This is a genomic window from Paraburkholderia aromaticivorans (assembly GCF_002278075.1).
Classification (GTDB): domain Bacteria; phylum Pseudomonadota; class Gammaproteobacteria; order Burkholderiales; family Burkholderiaceae; genus Paraburkholderia; species Paraburkholderia aromaticivorans.
The window spans coordinates 1,882,616-1,900,889 of sequence record NZ_CP022990.1; the positions used below are offsets into that span (position 1 = coordinate 1,882,616).

12 protein-coding genes are annotated in these 18,274 nt (G+C 63.4%); 3 read left to right on the top strand and 9 right to left on the bottom strand.

Annotation, left to right across the window (positions count from 1 at the left end; genetic code table 11):
* Positions 1–242: 242 nt before the first annotated feature.
* Both CJU94_RS28150 and CJU94_RS28155 read left to right on the top strand, forming a co-directional pair.
* Positions 243–716 (top strand): GNAT family N-acetyltransferase, encoded by a 474-nt coding sequence (locus tag CJU94_RS28150; protein ID WP_095421883.1) that lies wholly within the window; start codon positions 243–245, stop codon positions 714–716.
* A 35-nt stretch (positions 717–751) separates the two neighbouring features.
* Entirely contained in the window at positions 752–1,102 is a 351-nt protein-coding gene (locus CJU94_RS28155; protein ID WP_095421884.1) for a DOPA 4,5-dioxygenase family protein, read from the top strand.
* A gap of 51 nt (positions 1,103–1,153) precedes the next feature.
* Here the strand turns inward: CJU94_RS28155 and CJU94_RS28160 are convergent, their stop codons facing one another.
* From CJU94_RS28160 to CJU94_RS28185, 6 genes are all read right to left on the bottom strand, one after another.
* Positions 1,154–1,465: a high-potential iron-sulfur protein gene (locus CJU94_RS28160; protein WP_095421885.1), complete on the bottom strand. Its 312-nt coding sequence runs from the start codon at positions 1,463–1,465 to the stop codon at positions 1,154–1,156.
* 59 nt (positions 1,466–1,524) lie between these two features.
* Entirely contained in the window at positions 1,525–2,214 is a 690-nt protein-coding gene (locus tag CJU94_RS28165; protein WP_095421886.1) for a nitroreductase, read from the bottom strand.
* A 191-nt stretch (positions 2,215–2,405) separates the two neighbouring features.
* Positions 2,406–7,325 carry a response regulator gene (locus CJU94_RS28170; RefSeq protein ID WP_244221003.1) on the bottom strand — a complete coding sequence of 1,640 codons (4,920 nt, stop codon included), beginning with the start codon at positions 7,323–7,325 and terminating at the stop codon, positions 2,406–2,408.
* Between the two features lie 356 nt (positions 7,326–7,681).
* A complete protein-coding gene (locus tag CJU94_RS28175; RefSeq protein WP_095421888.1) occupies positions 7,682–8,404 on the bottom strand; it encodes a PepSY-associated TM helix domain-containing protein in 723 nt (240 codons plus the stop codon).
* Positions 8,401–9,084: a Fe2+-dependent dioxygenase gene (locus CJU94_RS28180; RefSeq protein ID WP_095421889.1), complete on the bottom strand. Its 684-nt coding sequence runs from the start codon at positions 9,082–9,084 to the stop codon at positions 8,401–8,403. Before CJU94_RS28180 ends, CJU94_RS28175 begins: the two co-directional genes overlap by 4 nt.
* Before the next feature lie 68 nt (positions 9,085–9,152).
* A complete protein-coding gene (locus tag CJU94_RS28185) occupies positions 9,153–11,348 on the bottom strand; it encodes a TonB-dependent receptor (RefSeq protein WP_095421890.1) in 2,196 nt (731 codons plus the stop codon).
* A gap of 454 nt (positions 11,349–11,802) precedes the next feature.
* On the opposite strand from CJU94_RS28185, the gene CJU94_RS28190 reads away from it, so the two are divergent.
* Positions 11,803–12,798, top strand: a complete 996-nt coding sequence (locus tag CJU94_RS28190) for an aldo/keto reductase (RefSeq protein WP_095421891.1) — start codon at positions 11,803–11,805, stop codon at positions 12,796–12,798.
* A gap of 42 nt (positions 12,799–12,840) precedes the next feature.
* On the opposite strand, the gene CJU94_RS28195 is transcribed toward CJU94_RS28190, so the two are convergent.
* The 3 genes from CJU94_RS28195 to CJU94_RS28205 form a co-directional block, all read right to left on the bottom strand.
* Positions 12,841–13,641, bottom strand: a complete 801-nt coding sequence (locus CJU94_RS28195) for an ROK family protein (protein WP_095421892.1) — start codon at positions 13,639–13,641, stop codon at positions 12,841–12,843.
* A 35-nt stretch (positions 13,642–13,676) separates the two neighbouring features.
* Complete coding sequence (gene zwf / locus CJU94_RS28200) at positions 13,677–15,284, bottom strand: glucose-6-phosphate dehydrogenase (protein WP_095421893.1); 1,608 nt, start codon at positions 15,282–15,284, stop codon at positions 13,677–13,679.
* Positions 15,285–15,443: 159 nt separating this feature from the next.
* Positions 15,444–18,266, bottom strand: a complete 2,823-nt coding sequence (locus tag CJU94_RS28205; RefSeq protein WP_095421894.1) for an MGH1-like glycoside hydrolase domain-containing protein — start codon at positions 18,264–18,266, stop codon at positions 15,444–15,446.
* Positions 18,267–18,274 lie beyond the last annotated feature (8 nt).

Here is an 18,274-nt window from a genome sequence, read left to right on the forward strand (position 1 = left end):
ATGCCATGCAAACAGCCGACGCCATGCCTCCGGCGAGCCGCAAACGCCGATCACGCCTGAAGCGGAGCACGCGGTAACACGCGAATCCGCAGCGGCGCGGACCGTCCACCGCCGGCACCGGCCCGACCTGTGCACGGCTAGGTCGGGAGTCACACACATGTCCGCGTGGTAAAAAAGCGCTGCCGGCGCGACAATTCACGACCATTCTTACTAGCCGGCGGTACGCCGGCAACGCGACCAACATGCCCGTTCAAGAACCTGCCTTCACCCTGCGTCCGGCATTGGAGACGGACGTGACCTTCCTGTTCGAGCTGCGCAAGGCGACCATGACAGAACACCTGGCGCGCGTCGGCGAACCAGCGGACGACACCGAGCATCGCGCGCGTCTGCTGCATCGATATGACACGGCGCGCGTGATTTGCATCGACGGCGAGCCGGCCGGCCTGCTCAAGGCGCATCGCAGCGACGCCGAATGGGTGGTCGTGCAATTGCAGATCACGCCGGCGCTTCAAGGGCGCGGCATCGGCGAACGCGCGCTGCAGTGCGTGTTGCGCGCCGCGCAGACCGACGCCTTGCCGGTCGCCCTCAAGGTGCTCAAAGGCAATCCCGCGAAGCGCCTGTACGAACGGCTCGGCTTCGAGACCGTCGGCGAAGATGAGAGACAGTTTTACATGAGGCGCGCGCCGCGCGCGTCGGCGGAAATTGAAGCAGAATGAATGTCGGATAAAGACTGATACATAATGGATCTGCCATGACCTTTCGCGAGACCTCCGCCATTTCAAGCTGGCATGCCCACGTATATTTCGATGCGAGCAGCCGCGACGCCGCGTGGACGTTCCGCGAGCAGATCGAAGCGCGCTGGAGCGGCGCATTGCAACTGGGCCGCTTTCACGAGCGCCCGGTCGGACCGCATCCCATGTGGTCGTATCAGCTTGCGTTTGCGCAAGAACAGTTCGCCGATCTGGTCGGCTGGCTCACGCTGAATCACGGCTCACTGGATATCTTCGTGCACCCGAATACCGGCGACGCGCTGCGCGATCACCGCGACGCGGCCGTGTGGATCGGCCGTTCGCACGAACTGGTGCTGAGCGCGCTGAATTGACCGCCTGCAACGCGGCGCGTAGGGCATCGACGACGCGCCGCCTCTCGCGGTTCACATAGTCGAATACGAACTGCACCAGCCGCGCGCGGCGACCTGCTTGTCGCCGAATAGGGTGCAGCCGCCGTAGGTGTCGGTGGCTTTACCCTGGAACAACGAGCAGTTGCCGCAGGTTTGTCCGGCGGCGTAATCGGGGAATTTTGCTTTGTCGACCCTGGAAGCGTCCTCCTTATAGCCGACCGCTTGCGCTTTAGGATCGGTTTCGCTGAGCAGGTTCGTGGAGTCGGCGAACGCGGCACGGGAGAGTGCGAGCGCCGAGCCCGCGCTCACGCCCAGCAGCAGAAAATGTCGGCGCGATGTTTTCATATGGGTCCGATGGAAAGTGGGGGCTGGCCTCGACCGCGATCAATCTTGATCGATCGCCGTCAATCGAGAAATCGTGTGAAACGCTCAACCGGCTCGCGCTCGGTGCGCAACGCGTTGACTGGCGCGTGCTCGTCGGCGAAACCGAGCGACATGCCGCACACCAGTTGTTCTTCGGGCGGCAAGCCGAGCTGCGCCGCAATCACCCGATGAAACGGCGTAAACGCAGCCTGCGGACAGGTGTCGAGACCACGGCCGCGCGCGGCTGTCATGACCGCCTGCAGGAACATGCCGTAGTCGAGCCAGCTGCCGCGCTCCATGACGCGGTCGATGGTGAAGAACAAGCCCACCGGTGCGCCGAAGAAACGGTAGTTCTGCGCGTGCTGCTGATGCATGCGCGCCTTGTCGCCTTTCCCGATGCCGAGCAGGCCATACAGATCCCAGCCGATTTTGCGGCGCCGGTCGATGTACGGTGAAACCCATTGATGCGGATAGTACGGATATTCTTCCTGGTACAGCGCGTCGCGCTGCGGGTCGTCGTGGGCGGCAAGCAGGGCCCGCGAAAGGCGTGCGAGCGACTCGCCCGTCACCACGTAGACTTTCCACGGTTGCGTGTTGGTGCCCGACGGCGCGCGGCTGGCGGCTTCGAGAATGGCTTCGATATCGGCGCGCGGCACCGGAGTGGGCAGAAAGGCGCGAATCGACCGCCGCGTGATGAGCGCGGCGTCGACGGGGTTGGCGGGTGTGGTCATCGGCGAATTCCGGCAGAGCCAACGGCGTTGGCGGTCTGCGGGAATTCTAGCGCGAGCGCGCATATCCCCGCTGACAGGGCGGCAAGTGCCGGCCTGCCTTAGCTGGCTTAGGGAAGCGGGCCCGGCGTAGCGGATTCAGCGCGGCGGGTGCGGCGCAGCGGAGTCAGCTCAGCAAACTCAGTGCAGCCCACTCACCTCATCGGCGTTTTCAGCGCATCGGTCAGATCGAGCAGATCGTACGGCTTGCGCAGCGAGATCGCGTGCGGCAAAACCTTGCGCTGCTCCGGCGTCAGCACGAGGTCGTAGCCGGTCAGAAAGATCACGCGCAGATCGGGCCGCTCGGCACACACCTCGAGCGCCAGATCGATCCCCGACTTGCCCGCCAGTCCCACGTCGGTCAGCATCACGCCGATCGCATGCTCATTGAGAATCTGCCTGGCGTCGTGCTCGCCTTCGGCCTCCAGAACGTCGAAGTCGAACGTGCGCAACAATTCGGCGGTGCCCATGCGAATCAGCTCGTCGTCCTCCACCAGCAGAATCCGCAGCCGCGTCTGAGCGGCGAAACTGTCGACGCCATCCGGCAGGGCCGGTGGCGCGACCTCGAGAAGAGCCTGCTCCGCCTCGCCGATGCCGGCCGCCTGCGGATTCTGCGTTTGCAGCACGTAGCGGACTTTGCGTGCCAACGCTTCATGCGTGTAGGGCTTGCTGAGCAATTCGATGCCTTCGTCGAGCCGCCCGGCATGCACGATCGCGTTATCCGTATAGCCCGACGTGAACAGCACCGCGATCGCCGGCAGCCGTTCACGCGCCTTGCGGGCGAGTTCGGTGCTGCGCAGCGGCCCCGGCATCACCACATCGGTAAACAGCAGGTCGATCGGCACACCGCTTTCGACGATGGCAAGCGCGCTTTGCGCGTCTTTCGCTTTCAGCACGCGATAGCCGAGATCGGACAGCATTTCTACCACCGTCGTGCGCACTTCCTCGTCGTCCTCGACCACCAGAACCGTTTCCGTGCCGCCCTTGGCGGGACCGGCGTCGATATTGGTTTCGAGGTCTTCCTGCTGGCGCACCCGCGGCAGATAAATGCGAATCGTCGTGCCGTGCCCCTCTTCGCTGTAGATCTTCACATGGCCGCCGGACTGCTTGACGAAGCCATACACCATGCTCAGGCCGAGGCCCGTGCCCTGGCCCTCGGCCTTGGTGGTGAAAAACGGCTCGAACACGCGCTCGCGCACTTCCGGCGACATCCCGGCGCCCGTGTCGGTGACCGCCAGCATCACGTACTGGCCGGGCGTGACCTCCAGGTTGCGCTTCGCATACGCGTCGTCGAGCGCGGCATTGCCGGCTTCGATCGTGAGCTTGCCGTGGCCGTTCATGGCGTCACGCGCGTTGATCGCCAGATTCAGCAGCGCGTTCTCGACCTGGAACGGATCGACCAGCGTATTCCACAAGCCACCCGACACGATCGTTTCGATTTCGACGCCGTCACCCAGCGCGCGCCTCAGCATATCGTCGAGCCCTCGCACGAAGCGGCCGAGATTGACGACTTTCGGCGCCAGCGGCTGACGCCGCCCGAACGCCAGCAGTTGCGAGGCGAGGTTCGCGCCGCGGGCCACGCCGGCCAGCGCATTGCGCACACGCTGCTCGGGCTTATCGGAACCGGCGACGTCTTTCGCCAGCAGTTGCAGATTGCCGCCTATCACTTGCAGCAGATTGTTGAAGTCGTGTGCGACGCCGCCCGTGAGCTTGCCGATCGCTTCCATCTTCTGCGCCATGCGCAACGCTTCTTCGGCTTGGCGCAGCGCCTCGGTAGTTTCCTTGTCGGCGGTGACGTCGCGGCCCACGCCGTGAATCCGCGCCGTGTCGGGATCGAGCGCAAGCGTCCACGCGACCCAGCGCCACGTACCGTCGATCCGCTTGAAGCGGTTTTCATAACGCACCGGCGCGCCTGTGCGGCGCAGCTCGGCGAGATGCGTGCGGACAACCTCCACATCATCCGGGTGAACCAGGTCGACATAGGAACGCGCCATCAGCCAATTCGTGTTATGACCGAGCGCGTTGCTCCATGACGGGCTCACGCGCTGCAAGCGGCCGTCGATATCGGCCACCACCAGCAGATCCTCGCTCAACTCCCACAGACGGTCGCGATCCGCGACCGTCTCGATCACGCGGCGCTCCAGCGTTTCGTTCAGATCGCGCAGCGCGCTTTGCGCTTTGGTGCGCTCGGCGATTTCGGTTTGCGCCGCCTGGTACAGACGCGCGTTGTCGATGGCAATCGCCGCCTGCGCGGCGATGCCGGCCACGATCCGCGCAGCGCGTTCGGTGAACACGCCGGGCTCCGGATGGCCGAAGAACAGGCCGCCGACCACTTCGCCGCTGCGCGACCGCACCGGCGCGGCCAGGTAGCTGCGTACCTTCAGATGGCCTTCCGGCATGCCGCGATAGGGCGCATTGTGGCCGTAGCGCGGATCCTGGGTGATGTCGTCGGCCCGAACGATGCCTTCGCCCATGAACGTAGATGCGAAGACCGCCGTGTTGCGCGGCATCGGAAACTGCTCGAACGCTTCCTTCGATACGCCGGACAGCGTGTACAGCATGTAGCTGCCGCCTTTTCCGTCGAGCACGTTGTAGAAGAACGAACCGAACGCCGCGCCGGTCAGTTCGGTGGCCGCGTCCGTCACGATCTGCACCGCGCGGTTCAAATCGAGTTCGGCTGCCACCGTCGAGCCGACGCGATTGAGAATCTCCAGCGTGCGCGATTCTTCGCGCAACTTCATCTCGGTCTCGCGGCGCAAGCGCGCGAGTTGCAGATTGCCCGCCACACGGGCCAGCAGTTCGCGCGCTGAGAAGGGCTTGGTCAGATAGTCGTCGGCGCCGTGCTCGATGCCGTCCATGCGCGCCTCCTCGCCCGCGCGGGCGGACAGCATCAGCACCGGCATGTCGTGCAGATCCGGATCGGCGCGCAGCGCGCGCAGCAAGCCGAAGCCGTCGAGGCGCGGCATCATCACGTCGGAGAGCACCAGATCCGGGCGCTCCTGCCGCGCGGCTTCGAGCGCGGCCTGGCCGTCCGTGGCGACACGCACCTCGTGTCCCGCCGCGCGCAGGATGCGGCTCATGTACTCACGCAAATCCGCATTGTCGTCGACGACCAGCAGCCGCGCGGCTGCGCCCGGCGCCGCGTCGGCGGGCACCTCGACGGCCGACGTCGCTTCGACCGCTGCATCGGCGAGGATTTCGTTTTCCGGACTCCAGCGCAACGCGGCATCGACATAGGTGCGCGCGTTCTTGCTCATGGCGGCATGCACGGCCGGGTCTTCGGACAGGGAAGGCACAACGCCGCGCGGCAGCAAGACGGTGAAGCACGCGCCCTGGCCCAACACACTGTCGACCCGCACCGTCCCGCCGTGCAGCTTCACGAGCTCCTGAACCATCGCGAGCCCGATCCCGCTGCCTTCGACCGAGCGCCCCGGCGCGCCCGCCACACGATGAAAGCGCTCGAAGAGGCGCGGCACTTCTTCTTCCGCAATACCGATACCGCTATCGGTCACGCTGACCTCGACGCCTTTGCCGGCAACCACGCGAACCGCGACGCGAATCGCGCCGAAGAACGTGAACTTGTATGCGTTCGACAGCAGGTTCATCACGACCTTTTCCCACATCTCGCGGTCGAGTTGCACGACCACGGGCGTGGCCGGAACCTCGACTTCGAGACGCAGGCCGGCCGCCTCCATCGCGGACTGGAACAGCGACGCGAGTTCGGCGGTGAAGCTCGCGATGTCGGTAGGTTGCATGTGACTCTGCATGCGTCCCGCCTCGATGCGCGAAAAATCCAGCAGCGCGTTGACGAGCTTGAGCAGACGCAAGCCGTTGCGATGCGTGATCTCGATCAGCGCGCGGTCCTCGATATCGCTGCCCACTCGCGCGTTGTCGCCGCTCGCGGCAAGTTGCGGCTTGGCGAGCAGTTCCTCCAGTGGACCGAGCATCAGCGTCAACGGCGTACGGAATTCGTGGCTGATATTGGAGAAGAACGTGGTCTTGGCGCGGTCGATTTCGGCGAGCGCTTCCGCGCGCCGCCGCTCTTCCTCATAAGCCCGCGCGTAACCGATCGCCGCGCCGATCTGGCCGGCACCCAGGTTCAGGAAGCTGCGATAGGCGTCGTCGAAAAGGCGGCAAGGATTCAGGCCGGCGATCAGCACCACCGCTTGCGTCGTCTCGCTGCCGGGTGACACCGGCAGGATGACCGCCTGTTCCGGCGCGAGATGCCACGGACCGCTCGGCAACGCGGCGCCGAACCGCTGCGTCAAGTCACGCACCATGCGCGGCGCCTGGGTGTCGAGCACGTCGCCGAGCGGCCAGGGCGAATTGCCGCCGAGGTTCAGCGACTGCGGCGCCGCTGGATGACCCGGCTCGATGCCGCTCGCGCCGACCAGCGTGGCCGTGTCGCTGCCGGGTTCGGCTGCGTACAGCAACGCGAACGGAAGGTCTTGCGGATTGGACTGCAAGGCACGCGCGCTGAGTTTGCACGCCTCGCGCCAGTCGCGGCCGTCCGGGCTGACTGCCGCCAGCTCCTTCAGCAGCGCCAGTTGCCGTTCGCCGACCACCTGCGCAGTGCCGTCGCTGTTCGCGCAGATGATGCCGCCGGGTTCGCCGTCCTCGCCAGGAATGGGGCTGTACGAGAAGGTGTAATACGTCTCCTCGGGAAAGCCGTTGCGCTCCATGATGAGCAGCTTCTGTTCGACGAAGATGCCTTCGGCGCCCGCCAGCGCGGTATTCAGAAGCGGCTCGATATCGGTCCAGATTTCGCGCCAGACGACTTTGGTCGGTTGGCCGAGCGCGACCGGATGCTTGCCGCCGATGATCGATTTGTACGGGTCGTTGTAAAAATAGATCAGCTCGTCGCCCCAACCAATCCAGATCGGCTGACGCGACGTGAGCATGATGCGCATCGCGATCTTCAACCCTTGCGGCCAGGTGTCGGGCGCGCCAAGCGCCGTGCGCGTCCAGTCGTAGTTGCGGATGAGCGCGCCCAGCTCGCCGCCGCCGGCGAGAAAGGACGGCGCGGCAAGGCCGGGGGATGATGCAGCGGATAAGAGGCGGTCCGGCTCGTTCAACGCGATCTCCTCGACGCGGCGGGGTCATATTCGTGCGGACCGCAGTTGCAAAAGCGGTGCCTGATCCGACGGATGGCCAACGATTACTCGCAACTGGTGTAGCGCGATTCTCGCACGTAGACGGATGCGGGAGGAAGGCGAGAGGACGCGCCGGGACCCGAACGAGTGGGCCTTTCGCCGTGCCGGAATGAACGTGCCGCGGGCGATGCCGGCGGCGCGAACCGGATGACGCAAAACGAGCTTGAAATAACGGTAAAACGTACCTCGATGCAACGCGCGGGCAAGGCGATCTTCCCGATCACAAGGCGACCCGCGCCGCGGATTGCCCGGCGATCACGCCCTGCCCGCGGCGGCTTTTACAGCAATCCTGCGCACACCGCGGCGACGATCGATCCCAGTACCAACACCGCGCCGACTGTCTTGCGTTTGTTCAACTCCGTCCAGAGCAGCACGCCGGTAAGCGACAGCAAGATGATGCTGCCGGCCAGCGTGTCGATCAGCAGCACCCAGCCGACGCTCAGGCCCACGCCCTTGTGCAGATTCGTCAGCATCGCGAGAAAGGTGTTCTCGCTGCGCTTGACCGTCACGTAGCCGTTGCCGACCCAGTATTCGGCGGATGTGTTCTCGCGGGGCGACGCGAAGTTCATTTGCCAGTGCTCCGGCTGGACGATGCTGCGCTCGCCCCACGCGACCGGATGCGCCGGTTCTTTCTGAACGCGCCCCGGCGTGCCCGCCAGCTTCAGTTCGTGCTTGAGCCATTTGCCCAGGTCGCGTGGCGTCTGCGGCGCCGGTTGCGGCAACGGCACCTGCAACAGCGCGACTTGCGGCTCGCCGGTCGATACCCGCAGCGGGCCGCCGCGATGATTCAGCAGAAACCCCGTGGTGCCGAACAGCAAACCCAGCGCCGCGCCCCATAAGCCGATCCAGCCATGCACCTTGCGCAACCATTTGACGAAGGTGGCGCGGCGCGAGCGCTGGTGGCGCGCTTTTAACTCGCCGCCGCCAAGGCGCCGCGGTTCGCGCCCCGCGTGGTCGATGCCCGCGGGCGCTTGAATGTCGATTGCCTCGGGTGCGCTCACGGTTCACTCCAGCTACGCAACAGGTTGTGATAGATGCCGACGAGGCTGCGGCGCGCGGCGTCGTCGGCGTGGGTGGCATTCAGCCGTTGAATGGCGGTGTCCATGTCGAACAGCATGGCGCGCTGTGTATCGCTGCGGATGAGGCTCTGCACCCAGAAGAAGCTCGCGACGCGCACGCCGCGCGTGACCGGCGTGACCTGATGCAAACTGGTCGCCGGATAGACGATCATGTCGCCGGCCGGCAGCTTGACCTGCTGCACGCCGTATGTGTCTTCGATCACGAGTTCGCCGCCGTCGTAGTCGGCCGGGTCGGAAATGAACAGCGTCACCGAGACATCGGTGCGCAGCTTCACGCCGTTGGGCAGCACCCGCACCGCGCCGTCGACGTGACTGCCGAACTGCATGCCGCCTTCGTAGCGATTGAAGAGCGGCGGGTAGACCTGGTTCGGCAGCACCGAACTGATAAACAGCGGATTGCGTTCGATCGACGCGAGAATCACGTCGCCCAATTCGCGCGCAACCGGCGTGTGCTCGGCGATCTGCTGGTTGCGCTTGACCGGCGCGCCCTGATAGCCGGCGGTCGCGCGGCCGTCGACCCAGGCGTCGCCGGCCGTGTCGAGCCGCTCGCGCACGAGGCGCAACTGCTCGGCGTCCAGTACCTTCGGGATGTGCAGCAACATGATGTTTCCTTTTGCGTGGGCTTGCCGTCTTCGACAACGGCAAGCCTAACGCACCCGTTCAGCGGGTATCAAAAGCGGTAGTCGAACGTCGCCAGCAACGTGCGTCCGATACCCGGCACGGAGCGGCCGCCGTCCGACGGAATCAGCGCGTCGTAGTACGTCTTGTTGGTCAGGTTCAGCAGGTTCAGGCGAACGTCGTATTTCTTCGCGTGATACGCCGCGGTTGCATCCCAACGCGTGTAGCCCGGCACCTGCACGTAGTTCGTGTTCGATGCATAACGCGGCGACATATAGGTCGGACCGCCGCCGATTTCCCAGTGCGGCGTGAACGCGTAGGTGGTCCAGAACGTCAGCGTATTGCGCGGCGTATTGGCCGGCACGTGACCTTGCGTGCCGTCGCGCGCCTTCAGGATGATGGCGTCCATGTAGGTGTAGCCGCCGAACACTTGCCACTTGTCGGTGATGTGGCCCGTCACGCCGGCCTGAAAACCGTCGACGCGCACGTCGCCGTCGAGCTCGTATTCGGTCGGCGACACCTGGGTTCGCGCATTGCTCTTTTCTTCGCGGAAGAATGACGAGGTCACCGAGAGATTGCCGCCGAGCAGGTCCCATTTCGCGCCGACTTCGTACGATTTGGTCGACTCGGGGGCAAGGTTCTGCGTGAGGTTGGTCACCGTCAGCGCTTCCAGCGACGGATTGAACGACGTGCCGTACGACACGTAGTACGACTGCCAGTCGGTCGGCTGATAGATCACGCCGGCGCGCACGCTGGTGAAGAAATTGGTTTGCGTCGCGTAGCCCGGCAGGCTGATCGTGTTGTGGATCTGCGCCTGGAAGCGATCCCAACGCAAGCCGCCTATCACTTTCCAATGCTGGCCGATCGACACGGTGTCGTTCAGGTAGGCGCCGATTTCGTTCGAACCGGAATCCGCGTAGTTGCCCACTGTTGTCGTCACGCCCGCGGGCGACGACAGATACGCGGGATTCACCATCGAAACGACCGGCAGGTTGTTACGCGTGTATGCCTGGTTCGAATAGCTGTCATGCCCAAGGCTGACACCCGCGATCAGGTCGTGCTTGATCGGGCCGGTGTCGAACTTGTATTGGAGCATCGTGTCGTTGTACAACGCGTGGTTCTCGATCACACGGTCGTGGCTTTGCAACTTGATGAACAGTTGCGACGGCGACAACGTCGTGTAATTGCCGTTGCTCAAAGCGGGACTGGTGGCGAGCGGTCCCGTCAACACCGCTTGCGGCGCGGTTTCACGCGCGTCGGTCCGCGAGTGCGAGAACTGCGTCTGATTGGTCAGGATCAGGTTGTCCGAGAACTTGTGCTTGAGCGCGGCCGTGACCGTCTGCACATCCTGAATGGTGCGGTCGGTGGTCAAGCCGTAAAACGTGTTCTTCGGCACCGGCGACGGGTGGCCGTTCAGCGCCTGCACGCCGTAGTCAGGCATGTCGTAGTTGTGCTGGATCAGCGCGGAGATCGTGACTTCCGTCGGTGTGCCGATCCCGAAGCGCACTTCCGGCGCAATGCCGTAGTCCTTGTTCTTCATCTCATCGCGCGTCGAACCGAGGCTTTGGCCGAATGCATTGAGGCGAATCGCCGACGTATCCGTCAGCTTGTGGTTTACATCGACCGTGCTGCGATATTTGGCGTCCGTGCCGATCATGCCCGTGACTTCCGCCGAGTCCTTCAGGTTCGCTTTCTTGCTGACCTGGTTGATCACGCCACCGGTCGAACCCCGCCCGAACAGCATCGACGACGGACCGTAAAGAACTTCGAGCTCTTCGAGGTCGAACGTGTCGCGATAGTACTGGTTACGGTCGCGGAACCCGTCCAGGTAGATGTCGTTCTGTGCGGTGAAGCCGCGCAGGTTGATGTTGTTGCCGATCTGGCCGCCTTCGGCCGCGCCGATCGTCACGCCCGGCGCGTTGCGCAGCGCGTCCTGGAACGAGGTCGCGCCTTGCGATTGCAGCACGGCCTTGTTGATGACGGTGACCGTCTGCGGAATATCGCGCAGCGCCGTGGGCGTCTTGGCGCCGACCGTCGAACGCTCAGCCTGGAAGTCCTGTTGTTGTTCCGCCTGCGCCGTGACGCCGATAGTCGGCAGAGTACCGCTGTCGGCGACGGTCGCCTCTGTTGAGCCTGCATTCGCGGTTGGCGAGGCGGTTTGCGGAGCAGTCTGCGCGACCGCCGGGGTCGCAAAGGGAACGGCAAAAGCTAGCGCTAACGCAGTCGCGAGCGGCGTGTGGTTGAACATGGGAAATCCCGTCAGAGATGCGCTTGCCCGATTCGCATACCTGCGATGGAATCAATGACAAGTTGGCAATTGGCTGGCTGCCGGTCTCGTGTGCACGGCACCGATGACGGGATGGCTGGCTGAAGTTAAATGAGAATCGCTATCATTCCACACGCATAAAATCGCATCAATCGCGGGATTGCTTACCCCTGGTAACAGAAGTGTTTCTATATTTTACGGTTGTATGGAATATGTAATGTTAGCCGCCCGGGCGACGCGCGATTTTTACCTGTCTGCAATATTTAATACATTGAAATAAAAGGAAATTTTTGTTGAAGGCAGAAAACAAGCGCCGCCAGACCTTTCAGATTAATAACCGATTACAGCCGCCACGGCCGGCACCAAGTTCCGAGACCGTTTATCCTTTTTGCAACACCGCCTATCCAACTGTTCCGTTCATCCCCGGAGTTGACCCATGCAATACCGCAAATTCGGCCGCACCGGCCTAACCGTTTCGCGCCTGTGTCTCGGCACGATGACCTTCGGCCTGCAGACCGGAGAAGAAGACTCGCACCGCATTCTCGACACGGCGGCGGATGCCGGCGTGAACTTCATCGACACCGCCAATGTGTATCCGCTTGGCGGCGGCGAGAATATTGCCGGCCGCACGGAGGAGATCGTCGGGCGCTGGCTGAAGGGCAAACGCGAGCGCTTCATTCTCGCGACGAAGGCGGTGGGCAAGATGGGACCGTCGGCGTGGGATCAGGGCGGGTCGCGCAAACATCTGCTGGATGCCATCGACGCCTCGTTGCAGCGCCTCGGCACGGATTACGTGGACCTCTACCAGCTTCACTCCGACGACGCGAACACGCCGCTCGACGAAACGCTGGAAGCGCTGGACGTGATCGTGCGATCAGGCAAGGCGCGCTATATCGGCGTATCGAACTTTCTTGCCTATCGGCTCGCGCGCGCGTTGGGCCGCGCCGATGTCCTGCGCGTGGCGCGTTTCGTCTCCGTACAGCCTCGTTATAACCTGCTGTTCCGCCAGATCGAGCGGGAACTGCTGCCTCTCGCGGACGAAGAGCAATTGGCCGTGATGCCGTACAACCCGCTCGCGGGCGGCCTGCTCACGGGCAAACATCAACTGGATGCAACACCGGCGTCCGGGCGTTTCACCGAAACCGTCGGCAAGGCCGGCGCGATGTATCAGCAGCGGTACTGGCATAAACGCGAGTTCGAAACGATCGAGCAACTGAAAGCCATCGTGGCGCCGACCGGCGAATCGCTGACGCGGGTTTCGCTTGCCTGGGTGCTGTCGAACCCGCTCGTCACATCGGCGATTATCGGCGCGAGCCGCGCCGAGCAATTGAGCGATACGCTCGCGGCTTCCGAACTCGTGCTCGATTCTCAGATCAAGACGCAGCTCGATGAAGCGAGCGTGGCATACCGTTGGGGTGACGCGGCGCGCTAAGCGCAAGCGCCTGCCGCGAGGGCGGCAGGCACCGCGTGACAATCACATGAAGCGGCCCGTGCGTTCATTCGGCTCCGGCAATGACCGCGACTCACGCATGGACTTCGCATGCCAGAGACGCGCGCCGCCTTCGATGCCGGCATCGTTCGAAACGGTCGCCACGTTTGCCGGCAGATCGAACTTGAGTCGCGCGGCGTTGCCGCCGCCAATCCACAATCTGTCGTAATTCACCAGTGCGTTCAGAATCCCGATCACTTTCTGAACGCGCCGGTTCCAGCGCTTGTTTCCGACTTTCTCGCGCGCCGCCTCGCCGATGTATTCGTCGTACGCCACGCCCTTCTTGCTGACCGGGTGATGCGCAAGCTCCAGATGGGGCATCAGTTCACCGTCGCGAAACATCGCCGTTCCCGCGCCCGTGCCCAATGTCAGCACGAATTCGAGCCCCTGGCCTTCGATCGCGGCGAAACCCTGCATCTCCGCGTCGTTGATCATGCGAACCGGCAAGCCGCCCAGGCGCTGCGCCAGCGAATCGGCCAGCGGAACATCGTGCCAGCCTTCGACGCCAAAATGCGGCGCGGTCAAAATGCGGTTGTCGCGCACCACGCCCGGAAAACCGATCGACATGCGCGTAGGCGACTCCTGCTCAACGAGCGGCGCAACCAGCGTCGCCAACGCGTCCACGAGTTCATCCGGCGTGCACGGGTGTGGCGTGGCTACCCGCACGCGCTCGGTCTTCATCTTGCCGTCCGCGTCGATGATCGAGGCTTTCAAGCCCGTGCCCCCAACGTCGATCGCCAGAATTCGCTCGGTGCTGCTTCTCACTTTCGTCTTACGTGTGGCCACGGTGTCCCCCGATTGTGTTGGTGCGGCTCGTTGACTTACTTCTTCTGCACTGCATCCTGTTTCAGCGGCCGCCATGCGTGGCCGCAGCGCGCCAATAGCGCGTCTGCTTGCGCGGGACCTTCGCTGCCGGCCGCATAACCATGCACCGGCATAGCGCCGCCGGATTTCGGATGCAGCACATCATCCACAGCGCACCAGCTCGTTTCGATACTGTCGGCACGCTGGAATAGCGTCTCGTCGCCAAGCATGCAGTCGTAAAGCAAGGTTTCGTAACCCACGTTCGCCTGTTCCGCAAAGAAGTCGCCATAGGCGAATAACGACTGCACCGCACCGATCTGCATGACCGGGCCCGGTCTTTTCACGTTGAAGTCGAAGCTCGTCCCGTGCGCGGGATCGATGCGCAAGGTCAGCACGTTCGGCGTGAGGGCGTCGACGGGCGTGTCGCGAAACAGGCGGAACGGCACCGGTTTCAGTTGCACCGAGATTTCCGTACGACGCGCGGCCAACCGCTTGCCGGTGCGCAGATAGAACGGCACCCCGGCCCAGCGCCAGTTTTCGACGAACACGCGCGCCGCGGCGTAGGTTTCCGTCGTGCTGTCCGGCGCGACGTCCGGTTCCTCGCGGTAGCCGGCGCCCGCCGGCCCCTTGTCGTATTGACCGAACACCACGTCCTCCGGCGTCAGCGGCTGGATCGCGTCGAAGATTTCAGCCTTCCTGTCGCGCACGGCTTCCGCGTCGAACGAATTGGGTGGCTCCATGGCGACCATGCCGAGCAACTGGAACAGATGGTTCGGCACCATGTCGCGGAATGCGCCGGTTTGTTCGTAGAACTTGCCGCGCCCTTCCACGCCGATCGTTTCCGAAGCGGTGATCTGCACGCTGTCGATATACTCGCGCCGCCATATCGGTTCGAACAGCGCATTGGCGAAACGCACCGCGAGAATGCTCTGCACGGTGTCCTTGCCGAGAAAGTGATCGATGCGGTACACCTGCGTTTCTTTCGCGTACGACAGGATATGCGCATTCAGATCGCGTGCCGAAGCGAGATCGGTGCCGAACGGTTTCTCGATCACGAGCCGGCGGAAGCCGCCGCCTTCGCCCTCCTTCAACAAACCCGCTTTGCCGAGACGCTCGACGATCGGTTCGAAAAAACGCGAGCTGACCGCGAGATAGAAGATCACGTTACCGCCCGGCGTTTGCTCGAGCTTCTGCTTGAGCTTCGCGAAGGTATCGTCGGTTTCGAATTCGCCCGCCATGTATTCGAGCCGCTGCGCGACCCAGTCCCATGCCTGGTCGTCGAGCTTGCCGGCGTGGAAGGTGCTGGCCTTGTCCGCGGCAAACTGTTCGAGCGACTGATGCAGATCATCGCGCCACGCGCTCGTCTCGCGTTCGCCATGATTCACGCCGATGATTTTCATGCCGCCGTCGAGCAGGCTGTCCACCGCGAGGTTATAGAGCGCCGGCATGAGGAGCCGTTTGGTGAGATCGCCGCCGGCACCGAAGATCACCAACGTGCACGGCGGCGCAGGCCATTTGCCCGCCGGCGATGCCGGCGCTTCCTGCGGGCTCGCGCTGACTTTGCAGCTGGCCGACTGATTCGCGGCGGGACGATTGGAGGCTCGGTTATTCGGTGTAGTCGACATGGGTTTCACTTTTGAAAACCAATGGAACGAACGTGGTGATATAAGAAAGACCACGCTGGAACCCACACAGTTCAAAAACCGCCATGCGACCTGCTCGCCGTGCGATGTTGTATGGCTTATGTAACCTCGCCAACCTCAGTCAGCTCACCCTCGCCCGCACTATTTGACCGATGCGTGCGCTGGCTCGGGCACGGATGCGGGCACGGATGCGGGCGCGGACTCGGGCCGGCTTGCCGCCGCGGTGGCTTGCGCCGAAGCTGAAGCCGGCACCGGCGCCCGGTCCGGTTCGCCCGTCAACGGCACGTTGCCCGATGCGCCCATTACGCGCGGCTGGAACAGCAAGGCGACCAGCCCGGTCCAGCCGGTTTGATGCGAAGCGCCCACACCGCGCCCGTTATCGCCATGGAAATACTCATGGAACAGGATCAGATCGCGCGAACGCGGGTCGGTCTGCAACAGGGGATAAGCGCCCATCACCGGACGCTCGCCGTCCTTGTTCTTAAGAAACAGCGTGGTGCAACGGCGCGCCAGTTCGTCGCCAATTTCGCTTAGCGTGAACGCCTGGCCCGAGCCGGTTGGATACTCCACTTTGAACTCGTCGCCATAGTAGCGATGAAATTCGTACAGCGACTCGATCAGCAGATAGTTCACCGGCACCCACACCGGACCGCGCCAGTTCGAATTGCCACCGAACACACGCGTATCGGATTCAGCCGGCAAATACTTCACGGTAAAACTGTCGCCATTGTGATTGAAGACGAACGGCTGATCGCGATGGACGCGCGAAAGTGCCCGCACGCCATGATCGGAAAGGAATTCGCTCTCGTCGAGCGCACGGCGCAGCAACGCTTTCATCCGATGCCCGCGCAACAGCGAGAGCAGGAGCGAATTGCCCTTGCCCGGCTCGTTCCAGCGAGAAACCAGCTTCGCCAGATCCGGGCGATGTTCAAGGAACCAGACAAGCCGCTCACGCAAGCCCGGCAATTCGCCATGCAGACGCTCCTCCAGCACGTGCACGGCGAACAGTGGAATCAGACCCACGATCGAGCGCAACCGCATCGGAAAGGTGCTGCCGTCCGGCAAACGCAGCTTGTCGTAAAAGAACTCGTCCTCGCTGTCCCACAGTCCTGTATCGCAGCCGTCGTCGCAACTCACGGCCTGGGCGATATACAGAAAGTGCTCAAAGAACTTCACGCCGATGTCGACGAAAACATGGTTGGCGTATGCCAGTTCGAGCGCGATACGCATCAGGTCGAGCGCGTACGCGGCCATCCATGCGGTACCGTCGGCCTGGTCGATGTGGCCGCCGGTCGGCAGCGGCGACGAGCGGTCGAAAATGCCGACGTTGTCCAGCCCGAGAAAGCCGCCCTGAAAAATATTGTGGCCGTCGGCGTCCTTGCGGTTCACCCACCAGGAGAAATTCAGCAGCAGTTTATGGAAGACGAGTTCGAGAAAATCGCGATCCGCCTTGCCGGTGAGCGCGCGGTCGATTTCATACACGCGCCACGCCGCCCACGCATGCACCGGCGGATTGGCATCCCCGAACGCCCATTCATAGGCGGGGATCTGACCATTCGGATGCTGATAGCGGTCCTTCACCAGCAACAGCAATTGCCGTTTCGCGAACGCCGGGTCGATCAGCGCGAACGCGGCGGCATGAAACGCCAGATCCCACGACGCGTACCACGGGTATTCCCACTTGTCGGGCATCGACACGATGTCCGCGTTGCACAGGTGCCGCCAGTCCATATTGCGGCCGCGTTTGCGGCTTGCAGGCGGCGCCGGCTGAAGCGGGTCGCCCTCGAGCCAGCGCTGCACGTCGTACTGGTAGTACTGCTTCGACCACAACATGCCGGCGAGCGCCTGACGCTGCACGAGGCGCGCGTCGGGGTCGGTCAGGTCGTGTTGCAGCGCGCCATAGAATTCGTCGGCCTCGGCGATGCGGTGCGCGAATATCGCGTCGGCATCGAACTGCGAGTCAGCGGGACTCGACAGCGGGCGCCAGCGCATGTACACCACGGCACGTCCGTGAGGCCCTAGTTCGATCGACGCATGCGCGCCGGCCTTGGTGCCCGCGTTGCGGCGAATCGCGTCTTCATCGCCGTGCACGAGATAGTCGTTGAAGCCGTCTTTGAAAGGACCCACGCCGTCCATGTTGAAGAGGCGCTTCACATTGGTGTCGTTCTCGCAGAAGAGCCACGTCACCGGCGCGTCTTTCGACCAGGCTGTGACGACGATCGGTTCCTGGCCATGCTGGTGCCCGACCACGTGCGCCTCGCCGTCGTGGTCCGCGCCGGCGACGAGCGAAGGCTTGTCCTTGTTCCCCTTCCACGACCACGAATTGCGCGCCCAGATCTGCGGCAGTACATCCAGTGAGGCCGGTTGATCCGCCCGATTCTCGATGGTCACGCGCATGAAGATGTCATCCGGCGCGTGTTTTGCGTATTCCACCTGCACGTCGAAGTAGCGCAAATCGTCGAATACGCCCGTGTCGAGAATTTCGTACTCCGGCATGTCGCCGCCGCGGCGCGCATTTTCCTGAATGAGGTCCTCGTAAGGATAGGCGGCGTGCGGGTACTTGTAGAGCATGCGCATGTACGAATGCGTGGGCGTGCCGTCGATGTAAAAGTACAGCTCTTTCACATCTTCGCCGTGGTTGCCCTGGGCATTCGTGAGACCGAACAGGCGCTCCTTCAGGATCGCGTCCTTGCGATTCCATAGCGCGAGCGAAACGCACCAGCTCAGCTTGTCGTCGCCGAAACCGGCGATGCCGTCTTCGCCCCAGCGGTACGCGCGGCTGCGCGCATGGTCGTGCGGAAACGAGTCCCAGGCGGTGCCGTCCGCGCTGTAATCCTCGCGCACGGTGCCCCATTGACGCTCGCTGAGATACGGTCCCCAGCGCTGCCAATGCGCACAGTCGGCGGAATGGAGCCGTGAGCCCTCAATGGTGGCGAGCAGATTGGCAGCGCGCAGCGGTGGCATGACTACGT

Excerpts from the sequence above, each read along its gene's own strand:
- CJU94_RS28205 (WP_095421894.1), bottom strand. The coding sequence starts at position 18,266 with ATGCCACCGCTGCGCGCTGCCAATCTGCTCGCCACCATTGAGGGCTCA.
- CJU94_RS28165 (WP_095421886.1), bottom strand. The coding sequence starts at position 2,214 with ATGACCACACCCGCCAACCCCGTCGACGCCGCGCTCATCACGCGGCGG.
- CJU94_RS28160 (WP_095421885.1), bottom strand. The coding sequence starts at position 1,465 with ATGAAAACATCGCGCCGACATTTTCTGCTGCTGGGCGTGAGCGCGGGC.
- CJU94_RS28180 (WP_095421889.1), bottom strand. The coding sequence starts at position 9,084 with ATGTTGCTGCACATCCCGAAGGTACTGGACGCCGAGCAGTTGCGCCTC.
- CJU94_RS28190 (WP_095421891.1), top strand. The coding sequence starts at position 11,803 with ATGCAATACCGCAAATTCGGCCGCACCGGCCTAACCGTTTCGCGCCTG.
- CJU94_RS28150 (WP_095421883.1), top strand. The coding sequence starts at position 243 with ATGCCCGTTCAAGAACCTGCCTTCACCCTGCGTCCGGCATTGGAGACG.
- CJU94_RS28185 (WP_095421890.1), bottom strand. The coding sequence starts at position 11,348 with ATGTTCAACCACACGCCGCTCGCGACTGCGTTAGCGCTAGCTTTTGCC.
- CJU94_RS28155 (WP_095421884.1), top strand. The coding sequence starts at position 752 with ATGACCTTTCGCGAGACCTCCGCCATTTCAAGCTGGCATGCCCACGTA.
- zwf (WP_095421893.1), bottom strand. The coding sequence starts at position 15,284 with ATGTCGACTACACCGAATAACCGAGCCTCCAATCGTCCCGCCGCGAAT.